The sequence below is a fragment of the Curtobacterium sp. BH-2-1-1 genome (assembly GCF_001806325.1).
In the GTDB taxonomy this organism is placed as follows: Bacteria; Actinomycetota; Actinomycetes; order Actinomycetales; family Microbacteriaceae; genus Curtobacterium.
The window spans coordinates 684,954-698,573 of sequence record NZ_CP017580.1 but is presented as its reverse complement, the minus strand read 5'-3'; the positions used below and the strand labels follow the sequence as shown (position 1 = coordinate 698,573).

At 72.1% G+C, this 13,620-nt stretch carries 11 protein-coding genes and 1 tRNA gene; 8 read left to right on the top strand and 4 right to left on the bottom strand.

What is annotated here, in order from left to right:
* Positions 1–36 precede the first annotated feature (36 nt).
* The 3 genes from BJK06_RS18095 (at position 37) to BJK06_RS03170 (ending at position 3,385) form a co-directional block, all read left to right on the top strand.
* Positions 37–1,431, top strand: a complete 1,395-nt coding sequence (locus BJK06_RS18095) for an ABC transporter ATP-binding protein (RefSeq protein WP_258027687.1) — start codon at positions 37–39, stop codon at positions 1,429–1,431.
* Positions 1,407–2,978, top strand: a complete 1,572-nt coding sequence (locus BJK06_RS03175) for a hypothetical protein (protein WP_070416668.1) — start codon at positions 1,407–1,409, stop codon at positions 2,976–2,978. Before BJK06_RS18095 ends, BJK06_RS03175 begins: the two co-directional genes overlap by 25 nt.
* A 146-nt stretch (positions 2,979–3,124) precedes the next feature.
* Positions 3,125–3,385, top strand: a complete 261-nt coding sequence (locus BJK06_RS03170) for a DUF3039 domain-containing protein (protein ID WP_092384164.1) — start codon at positions 3,125–3,127, stop codon at positions 3,383–3,385.
* Positions 3,386–3,394: 9 nt separating this feature from the next.
* Here the strand turns inward: BJK06_RS03170 and BJK06_RS03165 are convergent, their stop codons facing one another.
* Complete coding sequence (locus BJK06_RS03165) at positions 3,395–4,675, bottom strand: nicotinate phosphoribosyltransferase (protein ID WP_070419171.1); 1,281 nt, start codon at positions 4,673–4,675, stop codon at positions 3,395–3,397.
* Between the two features lie 323 nt (positions 4,676–4,998).
* Here BJK06_RS03165 and murI point away from each other — a divergent pair, with 323 nt between their 5' ends.
* The 3 genes from murI to rdgB are packed head-to-tail and all read left to right on the top strand — an operon-like array spanning position 4,999 to position 7,168.
* Complete coding sequence (gene murI, locus BJK06_RS03160; protein WP_070419170.1) at positions 4,999–5,844, top strand: glutamate racemase; 846 nt, start codon at positions 4,999–5,001, stop codon at positions 5,842–5,844.
* The gene (rph, locus tag BJK06_RS03155) at positions 5,841–6,578 is read left to right on the top strand and encodes a ribonuclease PH (RefSeq protein ID WP_070416667.1); all 738 of its coding nucleotides are present in this window, start codon (positions 5,841–5,843) and stop codon (positions 6,576–6,578) included. The genes murI and rph overlap by 4 nt, the downstream gene beginning before the upstream one ends.
* Positions 6,575–7,168 carry an RdgB/HAM1 family non-canonical purine NTP pyrophosphatase gene (gene rdgB, locus BJK06_RS03150; RefSeq protein WP_070416666.1) on the top strand — a complete coding sequence of 198 codons (594 nt, stop codon included), beginning with the start codon at positions 6,575–6,577 and terminating at the stop codon, positions 7,166–7,168. Before rph ends, rdgB begins: the two co-directional genes overlap by 4 nt.
* A gap of 393 nt (positions 7,169–7,561) precedes the next feature.
* Here the strand turns inward: rdgB and BJK06_RS03145 are convergent, their stop codons facing one another.
* From BJK06_RS03145 to BJK06_RS03135, 3 genes are all read right to left on the bottom strand, one after another.
* A complete protein-coding gene (locus BJK06_RS03145) occupies positions 7,562–8,260 on the bottom strand; it encodes a DedA family protein (protein WP_070416665.1) in 699 nt (232 codons plus the stop codon).
* A 115-nt stretch (positions 8,261–8,375) separates the two neighbouring features.
* Positions 8,376–8,459 (bottom strand) — tRNA-Leu (locus tag BJK06_RS03140).
* An 87-nt stretch (positions 8,460–8,546) separates the two neighbouring features.
* Positions 8,547–9,854: an MFS transporter gene (locus BJK06_RS03135; RefSeq protein ID WP_070416664.1), complete on the bottom strand. Its 1,308-nt coding sequence runs from the start codon at positions 9,852–9,854 to the stop codon at positions 8,547–8,549.
* 56 nt (positions 9,855–9,910) lie between these two features.
* Here BJK06_RS03135 and mnmA point away from each other — a divergent pair, with 56 nt between their 5' ends.
* Entirely contained in the window at positions 9,911–11,017 is a 1,107-nt protein-coding gene (mnmA, locus tag BJK06_RS03130; RefSeq protein WP_083295015.1) for a tRNA 2-thiouridine(34) synthase MnmA, read from the top strand.
* A 68-nt stretch (positions 11,018–11,085) separates the two neighbouring features.
* Positions 11,086–13,425, top strand: coding sequence for an NAD-dependent DNA ligase LigA (ligA, locus tag BJK06_RS03125; protein ID WP_181015138.1), 2,340 nt, complete (start codon positions 11,086–11,088; stop codon positions 13,423–13,425).
* Positions 13,426–13,620: the final 195 nt, after the last annotated feature.

Below are 13,620 nucleotides of genomic sequence, written 5' to 3'. Positions count from 1 at the left end.
CCCCCGCTGTCCGGTGAGCGTTGGTACGGTGGGGCGGTGGCCGCAGCAGCAGGGGACGACGACGACGTGTACGCCACGTCGGACGCTGCCTGGCTGACCGAGGAAGCGGACGCCGACACCGAGGCCGAAGCGGCCGCCGACGGCGACGACGACACCGCGGACGACGCGGCCGCCGAGGACGACGACGCCACCGCGGCGGGAGACGCCGCTGACGACGACATGGGGGACGGGGATGCACACGACGCCTCCGCTGAGGACACGATGACCGACGACACGACGGCCACCGAGACGACGGAGACGGAGACGGGGGCGGACCGCGTCGCCGCGCAGGCGGTGGCGCCGACGACCACCGGTCGCCGCCCTGCCAAGGCGCGCGGCGGCAAGGGACGTGCCACCCGCCCGACGCAGACGGCGGGGACGACCGGTGCCGTGCCTCCTGGCCCGCGCGACGGGGCGGACGAGACGGACGCGACCGCCGGCACGGACGCGACCGACCGCGCGACCCCGACCGACCGCGCGACCCCGACGGACACCGCAACCGCCACGGACCCCGCAGCGGACACGGCAGCAGCCGACACCGCAGCGGACACCCCGGCGCCCGACACCAAGCCCGCGAAGAAGCGCCCGAGCGGCACGAAGCGCCCCGCGCCCACGGCCAAGCAGCCCCAGCAGCCCGTCGTCCTCCGTGCCGACGGCCTCGTGAAGCGCTACGGCCAGACCCTCGCCGTCGACGAGGTCGACCTCGAGATCCGCCAGGGCTCGATCTTCGGCGTCGTCGGCCCGAACGGCGCCGGCAAGACGACCACCCTGTCGATGGTCACCGGACTCCTGCGCCCCGACGCCGGCAGCGTGACCGTGCTCGACCACGACGTGTGGGCCGACCCGACCGCCGCCAAGCGGGACCTCGGCGTGCTGCCGGACCGGCTCCGGCTGTTCGACCGGCTGACCGGCGCGCAGCTGCTGTACTACTCGGCGACCCTCCGCGGGCTCGACGGTGCCACCGCGCGCAAGCGCAGCAGTGACCTGGCCGAGGCGTTCGGTCTCGGCGAGGCGCTCGGCCGTCAGGTCGCCGACTACTCCGTGGGCATGGCGAAGAAGATCGCCCTCGCGGCGACGCTCATCCACTCGCCCCGGGTGCTCGTGCTCGACGAACCGTTCGAGTCCGTCGACCCGGTGAGCGCAGCGACCATCACCGAGATCCTCCGTCGCTACACGCGCGGGGGCGGCACGGTGGTGCTCTCCAGCCACTCCATGGAGCTCGTGCAGCGCACTTGTGACTCCGTCGCCATCATCGTCGGCGGCAAGGTCCTCGCCTCCGGCACGATGGCGCAGGTCCGCGGGCGCAAGAGCCTCGAGGACAAGTTCGTCGAACTCGCGGGCGGCCGCGTCGTGGCAGAGAGCATGGAATGGTTGCACAGCTTCTCCGGCTGAGGGCGGACCTGCTCGCGGGCGAGGTCCGCGGGAGCGCCCGCCGGTCGGTCCTCGTCGTGCTCGGCAGCCTCGCCGGACTCGTCGCCGCGGTGCTCGTCGCGATCGAGGTCGTCGGGCTCCGTGACGCCGCACCCGAGGTCGCGCGTTCGGTCGTCGTCCCGGTCGGCACGCTCATCGCCTTCGCGTTCACGGTCGTCCCCCTCGTCGTCGGGCGCGGCGACCAGTTCGATCCGCGGCGCTTCACCGTGTTCGGCATCGGCCGACGCGACCTGGCGGTCGGGCTCGGCGTCGCCGGACTCATCGGGGTCCCGGTCGTCGCGGTCGCCGTCGTGGCCGTCGCGCAGTCGGTCGCGTGGATGCGCGGTGCGGGTGTCGACGTCCTCGGCGTCGTCGCCGCCCTCCTCGCCATCGCCACGTGCGCGCTGCTCATCCGCGTCGGCAGCGCCGTCGGTGCGTCCCTGATCGGACCGCACCGGTCGCGGGACGCCGGCTGGTTGGTCGCGCTGGTGATCGTCGTGCTGGCGATCCCGGCCGTCTCGCTCCTGCTCCGCGTCGACTGGCTCGACCCGGCCGGCGCCGAGATGCAGCGCGTCGCCGACATCGCCGGATGGACGCCGTGGGGCGCCGCCTGGGCCGTCCCGGCCGACGTCGCGAGCGGCCGTGTGGGCGAGGGCATCGTCAAGCTCGTCATCGCGGTGGTCGTCGTGGCCCTGCTCGGCCTCGCCTGGTGGGCCGTGGTCGGCCGGGCGCTCGAGACCGTCGACGGCCGTGCGCGGACCCGTCGGTACCGGGGCCTCGGATGGTTCGACACGCTCGGCTCCACGCCCGTCGGCGCGGTGGCTGCACGGGCCCTCACCTACTGGGGACGCGACCCGCGGTACCGCGCGTCCTACCTGATCATCGTGTTCGTCCCGCTCGTCGTCATCCCGCTCGGGGTGGCCGGCGTGCCGTGGCACTGGACCGCCCTGGTGCCGCTGCCGCTGATGGCGCTCATCGCGGGCTTCCTGCCGCACAACGACGTCTCGTACGACAACACCGCGGTGTGGCTGCACGTCGCCTCGGGAGCCCCGGGCTGGAGCGACCGCCTCGGTCGCCTCGTGCCGGTGCTCACCGTGGGCATCCCCGCACTCGTCGCCGGCTCGTGGGTCTCCGCGTGGCTGTTCGGCGACTGGACGGCCTTCCCGCTGCTGGTCGGCGTGAGCACGAGCGCGCTCCTGTCCGGCCTCGGACTGTCGAGCGTCGTGTCCGTCCTGTTGCCGTACCCGACCGTCCGACCGGGCGACCACCCCTTCCAGCAGCCGCAGGCCGCCGGTGTCCTCGCCTCGGTCGCGCAGTCGTCGATGGTGGTAGGCATCCTGGTCTGCTCCGTCCCCGCGGCCTGGCTCGCGGTGCTCGCGTTCGTCGACGGCCCGGAGCCGTGGGGGGTCTTGACCCTCGTCGTCGGGGTCCTGGTCGGCGTGGTCGTGCTGGTGGCGGGCGTCGCGATCGGCGGTCGCCTCTTCGACCGCCACGGGCCGGACCTGCTGGCCGCAGCGCAGCGCAACTGAGCCGGGTCGCCTCCCGGGGTGACCACCTGACGGCCTGGAGGCGCGGGTCGACCCCGCCCCGCGCCTCCAGGCCGTCACGGGTCGGCCACGCCCCCCGCGCGTCGCGGACCGTCGCGGCGCGCGCCCGGTCGTCGTACCCTGGACGCATGAGCATGACGGAACCCGGTGGCGGCCTCGACGTGATGGACCGCGAGCTCGAGAAGCTCCTCGAGGAAGAGGCGATCGAGCCCGGCGACCACGAGCGCTTCTCGCACTACGTCAAGAAGGACAAGATCCTGCAGTCGGCCTTGACCGGCAAGCCCGTCAAGGCGCTGTGCGGGAAGAAGTGGATCCCCGGGCGCGACCCCGAGAAGTTCCCGGTCTGCCCCGACTGCAAGGCGATCTACGAGAAGATGAAGGCGGAGTGACGCCGACGCTCAGATGACGAGCGTGGGGATGGCCGGGTCGCCCCGACCGATGCGCGACGCGTCGGCGGGCAGCTCGGCCTTCGCCATCTTGTGGTGCGCGCGGGCCGCTTCGACGCCCTGCACGCCGAGGAACGCCGGGTCCACCTCGCCGTTCGTCACCACGGGGACGAGCAGCGGGCGCTCGTCCGGCCCGACCTGACCCGTGGTCAGCACGACCTCGGCGGTGGCGATGCCGTTGCGGAGGCGGCGGCCGGCCTGCTTGCGTCCGCCGACGGTGGCCTTCTCGGCCGACTTCTTCGCGACCGGGACCCAGCCGTCGTCGTTCGCACCGCCGTCGGCTGGGTCGCGGTGGCTCGCGTCGCGGTGTGCGACGAGCTTGAAGACCATGCCCGCGGCCGGGTGGCCCGATCCGGAGACCACCGAGGTCCCGACGCCGTAGGAGTCGACCGGCGCCGCGCGGAGTGCCGCGATCGTGTACTCGTCGAGGTCGTTCGTGACCGTGATCTTCGTGTCGGTCGCCCCGAGCCGGTCGAGCTGTGCGCGGACCGACGCCACGACGGACGGCAGGTCGCCGCTGTCGATGCGGACGGCGCCGAGCTTGCCGTCGGTGAGCCGGACCGCGGTGTCGACCGCGGCCTCGATGTCGTAGGTGTCGACGAGCAGCGTCGTGCCGGTCCCGAGGGCGTCGATCTGCGATCGGAAGGCGTCCTCCTCCGAGTCGTGGAGGAGCGTGAACGCGTGCGCCGCGGTACCCATCGTCGGGATGCCCCAGGTGCGCCCGGCCTCGAGGTTGCTCGTCGCCCCGAAGCCCGCGATGTACGCGGCCCGGGCGGCGGCGACGGCGTTCCACTCGCCGGTGCGCCGGGAGCCCATCTCGGCGAGCGGACGACCGTCGGCAGCGGAGACCATGCGTGCGGCGGCGCTCGCGATCGCGCTGTCGGCGTTGAAGATGCTCAGCGCGAGGGTCTCGAGCACGACGGCCTCGGCGAAGGTGCCCTCGATCTGGAGGACGGGGGAGTTCGGGAAGAAGACCTCGCCCTCGCGGTAGGCCCGGATGTCCCCGGTGAACCGGTAGTCGGCGAGGTACGACGCCGTCCCGGCATCGATGACGCCGCGGTCGCGCAGGAACGCGATCTCGTCGTCGCCGAACCGGAAGTCCGTCAGTGCGGTCAGGAACCGGCCGAGGCCCGCGGCGACACCGTAGCGGCGGCCGTCCGGCAGTCGGCGGGCGAAGACCTCGAACACGCACCGGCGGTCGGCCGTGCCGTCCTTGAGGGCCGCGTCGACCATGGTGAGTTCGTACTGGTCCGTGAGGAGCGCGCTGGTCACCTCTCCGACACTAGTGTCGCCCGGGCTCGGAGGTACGGATCCGCCGGCCGGCGCGCGCGAGCGGGCGGTACGTGCCGCGTCGACGCGGCCAGCAGTGCGTGTTCCGCCCGCTCGCGGGGTGGGTGGCCGCCTGGAGGCGCGGGGCGGCCTGGCGGGGGCGGGTCGCGCCTCCTGGACCGGCGGCTACCGCGAGCGGGCGGATTCCGTCGGGTCGGCGCGGTGAGCGGTGCGTGTTCCGCCCGCTCGCGGGGCGGGCGGGCTCGCACGCTCGGTACGCTGGTGTCGTGACGGATGCACCGATCGGAGTCTTCGACAGTGGGGTCGGCGGACTCACGGTGGCCCGCGCCATCATCGACCAGCTGCCACGCGAGAGCATCCGGTACGTGGGCGACACCGTGCACTCGCCGTACGGCCCGAAGCCCATCGCGGACGTCCGTCGCTACGCGCTCGAGGTGATGGACGACCTCGTCGAACAGGGTGTGAAGGCCCTCGTGATCGCGTGCAACACCGCTTCGTCGGCGGTGCTCCGGGACGCACGTGAACGCTACGAGCAGGCGTACGGCATCCCCGTCGTCGAGGTCATCCAGCCCGCTGCACGCGCCGCCGTCAAGCAGACCCGCACCGGACGCATCGGCGTGATCGGCACGGTCGGCACCATCGCGTCGCGCTCGTACGAGGACGCCTTCGCGGTCGCGTCGGACATCAGTCTGAGCCTCGCGGCATGCCCGCGCTTCGTCGAGTTCGTCGAGGCGGGGGACACCTCCTCCCCAGCGCTCCGCGAGGTCGCTGCGGGCTACCTCGCACCGATCCGCGCAGCCGACGTCGACACGCTCGTCCTCGGGTGCACCCACTATCCGCTCATGTCCGCCGCGATCCAGTACGTGATGGGTCCGGACGTGACGCTCGTCTCCAGCGCCGAGGAGACCGCCAACGACGTGTACCGACGACTCGTCGAGCACGGGCTCGAACGCACTGCCACCGAGCCGCCGACCTACTCGTTCGAGGCGACCGGCGACGACAAGAACGGCTTCATCCGACTCGCCCGACGCTTCCTCGGCCCCGAGGTCTCCAGCGTCGGCCACCTCCAGACCGGGGCCATCACGCTGCCCCGCATCGAAAGGACCCCATGAGCGACACGCTCCGCATCGACGGCCGCACCGCGACCGACCACCGTCCCGTCACGATCGAGCGGGGGTGGAGCACGCAGGCCGAGGGCAGCGCGCTCATCTCGTTCGGCAACACCAGGGTGCTCTGCACCGCGTCCTTCACGAACGGCGTCCCGCGGTGGCTCGCCGGCAAGGGCACCGGCTGGGTCACCGCCGAGTACTCGATGCTGCCCCGCTCGACGAACGAGCGCATGCAGCGTGAGTCGATCAAGGGCAAGGTCGGCGGGCGCACGCACGAGATCTCCCGCCTGATCGGCCGATCGCTCCGCGCGGTCGTCGACACGAAGGGTCTCGGCGAGAACACGCTCGTCATCGACTGCGACGTGCTCCAGGCCGACGGCGGCACCCGCACGGCGTCGATCACGGGCGCGTACGTCGCGATGGTGGACGCGATCGAGTGGGGGCGCGACCGCGGGTTCGTGGCGAAGAAGGCGACCCCGCTGCTCGACAGCGTGCAGGCCATCTCCGTCGGGATCGTCAAGGGCGAGCCGATGCTCGACCTCGCGTACACCGAGGACTCCGCCGCCGACACCGACATGAACATCGTCACCACGGGCTCGGGCAAGTTCATCGAGGTGCAGGGGACCGCCGAGCACGCACCCTTCGACCGCGACGAGCTCAACGTGCTGCTGGACCTCGGGCTCGCGGGCAACCAGTCCCTCGCGGCGATCCAGAAGTCCGTGCTGGGGCTCGCGTGACCTCCCGCACGGTGGTCCTGGCGACGCACAACCAGGGCAAGGTCGTCGAGCTGCGCGAGATCCTCGGGTCGGCGCTGGGCGACGGCGTCGAGCTCGTCGGGTACGACGGGCCGGAGCCCGTCGAGGACGGGGACACCTACGCCGCGAACGCCCTCATCAAGGCCCGTGCGGCGGTCGCGCACACGGGGCTCCCGGCGCTCGCCGACGACTCGGGCATCGCCGTGGACGCGTTGGACGGCGCTCCCGGCATCCACTCGGCGCGGTACGCCGGCACGCGGGTCGACGCGGACAACATCGCCCTGCTGCTGCGGAACCTCGACGGGGTCGTCGAGCGCACGGCGGCGTTCGTGTGCGCCGCGGCGTTCGTCACGCCGGACGGCACCGAGCACGTGGTCGAGGCGGTCTGGAACGGCGAGGTCACGACCGAGCCCATCGGCGACGGTGGGCACGGGTACGACCCGGTCTTCCGGCCGGACGACGCCGACCGGACGTCGGCGGAGCTGACGCGCGAGGAGAAGAACGCGCTGTCGCACCGGAGCAAGGCGTTCCGCGGGATCGCGCCGGTGGTGCGGGAGTACTTCGGCGTCTGACGCGCGGGCGCGCGGCTGCGCGGCTGCGCGTCCGCACAACCGAAGACAACCCGAGCCACGTCGCGACGTGGCTCGGGTTGTCTTCGGTTGGGCGAGGGCCTGGCGCCGCCGCGGGCGGGCGGCGAGTGGGCGGAATGTGCCGCGCGGGGGCACCGAGGGGGACGTATTTCGCCCGCTCGGCGGAGCGGGCGGCGGCTCGGTGCGGCGGGTGTGCGGCGAGTGGGCGGAATGTGCCGCGCGGGGGCGCCGAGGGGGACGTATTTCGCCCGCTCGGCGACGCGAGCGGACCGAGCGGAGCGGGCGCCGGCCCGGCCCGGCCCGGGCCGGCGCCCGCGACGGACAGGAGGCGCGGCGCCAGCCGGCACCGCGCCTCCTGTCCGTCAGGACGGACCGTCAGCGCTGCGGCTCGGTCCCGGCCTCGGCCGCGGCCTCGTCGCGCTTCGCCTTGCGCGCGTTCCGGAAGTACGTCAGCGCCATCGGCACGACAGTCACGACCACGGCCGCGAGCAGGATGATGTCGATGTACTCGCGGACGATGTGCGCGACGAACGGGATGTGCCCGATGAAGTACCCGAGGAACGTCACCCCGACGCCCCACACGACGGCACCGATCGCGTTGTACAGCGAGTACTTCTTGTAGTTCATCCGGCCCACACCGGCGGCGATCGGCAGGAACGTCCGCACGACGGGGACGAACCTGGCGAGGATCACCGCGAGGGGCCCGAACCGGTGGAAGAACGCGTTCGTGCGGTCGACGTTCGCCTTGGAGAACAGCCCGCTCTCCTTGCGCTCGAAGATGGGCGGTCCGGCCTTCTTGCCGATGTAGTAGCCGAGCTCGCCGCCGAGGAACGCGGACGCAGCGATCATGAGCGCGGCGATCCAGACGGGGATGCCGCCGATCTCGCCACCACGGTCGAACGCGAAGAGGCCGGTGATGACGAGCAGGCTGTCGCCCGGGAAGATGAAGCCGACGAGCAGCCCGGTCTCGGCGAAGATGATGGCGCACACCACGAACACGGCGATGGCCCCGAAGTTGTCGAGGATGTACTGCGGATCCAGCCAGGGGATCAGGGCGAGTGCGACGGAGTGCATTGTTCTTCCGGTCGTGGAGGCGGGGACACGGGGAGGCGTCCCGCAGGACGAGGGTACCGTCCGCCGATGACGGCAACGTCCCTCGGTGGTATGAGATGCGTGAGGACGCAGACTCTGGTGCGGAAGGAGGGACTCGAACCCTCACGCCAGGGGCACAGGAACCTAAATCCTGCGTGTCTACCGATTCCACCACTCCCGCGAGCAGCGGCAGTCTACCGAGCGCCGCCCGCGCGCCGGACGTGATCCGCGCCTCCTGGGCCGCCCCGACCGGCCGTTCGGCGAACGGTCAGCGCAGCTTCCGCGGGAGGTACCGCGGCACGTACCGCAACAGGATGCCCGCGCCGACCAGGCCGAGCACCCCCATCACGCCGCTCGCGACGGCGATCGACGCGACGGCGGTCACGCCGGAGATGAGGAGCGGTGCGGCGGCTTGCCCGAAGTCGCCGGTGAACCTCCAGGCGCCCAGGAACGGCGCCGGGTGGTCCCGCGGCGCGAGGTCCGCGCCGAGCGTCATGAGGATGCCCGACCCGACCCCGTTCGCGAGCGACATCCCCATCGCGATCGCGACGAACCAGCCCACCCGGGCGTCGAGGTGTCCGGACCACGCGAGCAGGAAGTAGCTGATGCTGAGCCCGACCATGCAGGGGAGTGCGCTCGCCAGGCGGCCCCACCGGTCCATGATCTGCCCGCTCGTGTAGAAGAGCGCGAAGTCGACCGCACCGGCGATGCCGATGACGAGCGCTGCGGTCGAGTCGTCGAGCCCGACGCTGACCGCCCAGAGCGGCAGGATGACCTGGCGGCCGGCGCGGAGCGCGCCGATGAGGCCGGCACCGCTGCCGAGCCGGAGGAGCACGGCCCGGTTCGCGCGGATGGTGCGGAAGAGGCCGTGCGCTTCCTCTTGCACGAACTGCGCACCGGTGTCGGTGGGCGGCTCCGTGGTGGTCGCGTCGGTCGTGACGGTCGCGTCGTCCGTCCTGGGCCGGGAGGCGCGGCTCGGCCTGCGGAAGCCGCGTGCGCCCGTCGCGGGGTCGCGCAGGACGAGGAGCGTCACCGCCGCCAGGAGGCAGCAGACGATGTGGATCCAGAACGCACTCTGCGTGGTGCCCGTCAGGTGCACGACACCCGCGGCGATGAACGGGCCGACGAAGTAGCCGAAGCGGAACACGCCGCCGAGGCTCGACAGCGCCCGTGCCCGGATGTGGAGGGGGATCGCGGTCGTCATGTAGGCGTGCCGGGCGAGCGCGAAGACGGCGGTGGAGACACCGACGAGGAACACCCCGAGCGCGAGGACCCAGGCGTTCGGGGCGGCCGTGCACACCAGGAGCCCGACGACCGAGACGACCGCCGCGCCGATCATCGCGTTGCGCTCCCCGATGCGGGCGACCACCACCCCGGACGGCACGTCCCCGATGAGCTCGCCCACGAGGATGAGCGCCGCGACGAAGCCCGCGAACGCCAGGCTCGCGCCGAGGGAGCTCGCCGCGATCGGGATGATCGGGATGATCGCGCCCTCGCCGATCGCGAAGAGCGCTGCGGGCAGGAACCCGGACAGCAGGACCGACCGGAAGTCGAAGGCAGGGGTCTCGGAGGTCATCGCTCGGACAACGGTACGCCCGCGGTACCGCTTCGTCGGCGGGTTACCCTGGAGCCATGCGAGTTCTGGCGGCGATGAGCGGTGGGGTCGACTCGGCGGTGGCCGCAGCCCGGGCGGTCGACGCCGGGCACGACGTGGTCGGTGTGCACCTGGCGCTGAGCCGGATGCCCGGGACCCTGCGCACCGGCAGCCGCGGCTGCTGCACGATCGAGGACTCGATGGACGCCCAGCGCGCCGCGTCCGCGCTCGGCATCCCGTACTACGTGTGGGACTTCTCGGCCCGGTTCAAGGAGGACGTCGTCGACGACTTCGTGGCCGAGTACCAGGCCGGCCGGACGCCGAACCCCTGCATGCGCTGCAACGAGCGGATCAAGTTCGCGGCGCTGCTCGAGAAGGCGCTCGCCCTCGGGTTCGACGCCGTCTGCACCGGGCACTACGCCTCGATCGTCACCGGTCCGGACGGGTCGCGCGAGCTGCACCGTTCGGCGGCGTGGGCGAAGGACCAGTCGTACGTCCTCGGCGTCCTGACCGCCGAGCAGCTCCAGCACGCGATGTTCCCGCTCGGAGCGACGCCCTCGAAGGACGAGGTCCGAGCCGAGGCAGCAGCGCGAGGCCTCACCGTGGCGCAGAAGCCCGACTCCTACGACATCTGCTTCATCCCGGACGGCGACACCCGGGGATGGCTGGCGGACCGCGTCGGCACGGCCCCCGGCGACGTCGTCGAGCGGGACGGCACGGTCGTCGGTGCGCACGACGGGGCGACCGGCTACACGGTCGGACAGCGGCGCGGACTGCACCTCGGTCGGCCGGCGCCGGACGGCAAGCCGCGGTTCGTGCTCGAGATCCGCCCGAAGGAGAACACCGTCGTGGTCGGCCCGAAGGAAGCGCTCGACGTGACCTCGATGTCCGGGTCGCGCTTCACCTGGGCCGGCACCGCGCCCGCCGACCCGTCCACGCCGTTCGCCTGCGACGTGCAGATCCGGGCGCACGCCGACCCGGTGCCCGCGACCGCACGGGTCACCGACGGCCAGCTGGTCATCGACGTCGACGAGCCGCTCTCGGGCGTCGCGCCGGGGCAGACCGCGGTCGTGTACGTCGGCACCCGGGTGCTCGGGCAGTGCACGATCGACGCGACGGTGTCGGCGGTGCCCGCCTCCGTCTGACCGCGCGGCGCTCCCGGGTTGCCGGTCGGCTGCGCGTCCGGTCGGTGGTTGCCGGTAGAACTGAGGGCATGAGCGACACGACGCCCGCGGACTCGACGTTCGAGACGATCGACCCCGCCGCACTCGACGCGGCGCAGGCGCAGCGTGAGGTCGACCGGCTCCGGTCCAGCATCAACGAGCTTCGGCACGCGTACTACGACGAGAACGGGTCGACGGTCGCGGACGGCGAGTACGACGGGCTCGTCCACCGCCTCGACGCGATCGAGCAGCGTTTCCCGGAACTCCTCACCGAGGACAGCCCGACCCAGACCGTGGGCGGCCAGGCGCAGACCGTGCAGTTCGCGCCGGTCGAGCACGCCGAGCGGATGCTCAGCCTCGACAACGTCTTCAGCCCGGACGAACTCGTCGACTGGGCGGTCAAGGTCCAGCGCGATGCCGGTGCCGAGCGCGTCCGGTTCCTCACCGAGCTGAAGATCGACGGGCTCGCGATCAACCTCCGCTACGAGAACGGTCGGCTCGTCTCGGCGGCGACGCGCGGTGACGGCGTCGTCGGCGAGGACGTCACCGGCAACGTCCGCACGATGGGCACGATCCCGGACCGCCTGTCCGGTTCCGGGCACCCGCCCCTCGTCGAGGTCCGTGGCGAGATCTTCTTCCCGGTCGAGCAGTTCGACGAACTGAACGCCAAGCAGCGCGACGCGGGAGAGCGGGTCTTCGCCAACCCGCGCAACGCGGCAGCCGGATCCCTCCGCCAGAAGGAAGAGGGCAAGTCCGAGGCGAAGCGCGAGCTCATGGTGGACCGGCTCCGTCGGCTGCGCATGCTCGTGCACGGCATCGGCGCGTGGCCCGTCCGCGAACTCGAACGCGACACCGACGTCCGCGCGCAGTCCGAGGTCTACGAGCTCCTGCAGACGTGGGGCCTGCCGACGAGTTCGCACTACCGGGTCTTCGACTCCATCGACGAGGTGCTGGCCTTCGTCAAGGACTACGGCGAGCGACGGGCGTCGGTCGAGCACCAGATCGACGGCATCGTGATCAAGGTCGACGACCTTGCCCTGCACGAGGAACTCGGGTCGACGTCGCGCGCACCGCGGTGGGCGATCGCGTACAAGTACCCGCCGGAAGAGGTCCACACGACGCTCCTCGACGTGGTCGTCAGCGTCGGTCGGACCGGTCGCGCCACGCCCTTCGCGGTGATGGCCCCGGCCGAGGTCGCCGGTTCGGTCGTGCGCCAGGCGACCCTGCACAACCAGCAGGTCGTCAAGGCGAAGGGCGTCCTCATCGGGGACACCGTGGTGCTCCGGAAAGCCGGCGACGTCATCCCCGAGGTGCTCGGTCCGGTCGTCGAACTCCGCGACGGCAGCGAGCGCGAGTTCGTCATGCCGACGAACTGCCCCGAGTGCGGCACGCCCCTCGCCCCCGCGAAGGAAGGCGACATCGACCTCCGCTGCCCGAACGCGAAGAGCTGCCCGGCGCAGGTGCGCGGCCGGGTCGAGCACATCGCCTCCCGTGGCTCGCTCGACATCGAGGGGCTGGGCGAGGTCGCTGCGGCGGCCCTGACGCAGCCGCTCCACCCCGAGCAGCCCCCGCTCGAGACCGAGGCCGGCCTGTTCGACCTGACGATGGAGGACGTCGTCCCGATCGAGGTCATCGTCCGCGACGCCGAGACCGGCATGGAGAAGACCACCGACGACGGTGCGCCGAAGCGGGTGACGCCGTTCAGCCGGGCGCGCAAGAAGACCGATCCGCCGTTCGACCCCGACGCGCGGGGAGCGGACTACACGGGCGAACCGAGCCGGTACCCGTCGAAGAACGCGTTCGAGATGCTCGCGAACATCGACGCCGCGAAGACGAAGCCGCTCTGGCGGATCATGGTCGGCCTGAGCATCCGGCACGTCGGGCCGGTGGCTGCCCGCGCGCTCGCGAACCACTTCGGGTCGCTCGACGCGATCCGGGCCGCCTCGCGCGAGGAACTCGCCGCGGTGGACGGTGTCGGCGGGATCATCGCCGACGCCCTGCTCGACTGGTTCGAGGTCGATTGGCACCGCGACATCATCGACCGCTGGACGGCGGCGGGCGTGCAGTTCACCACTCCCGGGCACCCCGGACCGGGCGCCGCGGACGAGGAAGGCGGCGTGCTCAGCGGGCTGACCGTCGTGGCGACCGGCTCCCTCGAGGGGTACAGCCGCGAGGGCGCGCAGGAGGCGATCATCGCCGCGGGCGGCAAGGCGGCCTCGAGCGTGAGCAAGAAGACGGACTTCGTCGCGGCCGGTCCCGGTGCCGGTTCGAAGCTCACGAAGGCCGAACAACTCGGGGTCCGGATCATCGACGCCGAGCAGTTCCGCCTGCTCGTGACCGAGGGGCCGGCGGCGCTCGGCGACGCCGCCGGGGACGACCCCGAGGACTGAGTCTGACTCAGGAGCACGTCCGGCATCGGTCGGTGCGGTACGGCGCGCCTGTGTGTCCACCCAGTTCGGGGGACAAGTTGCAACGCGCACGTCCTCGGGAAGGCTATTCTCCTTACACTCGATAGAGCATCACCCGTCGTCTGCAGGGAGTCGACGGGACGGCCTTCCCGGGGGAGACCCGATTGCTGCTCATCG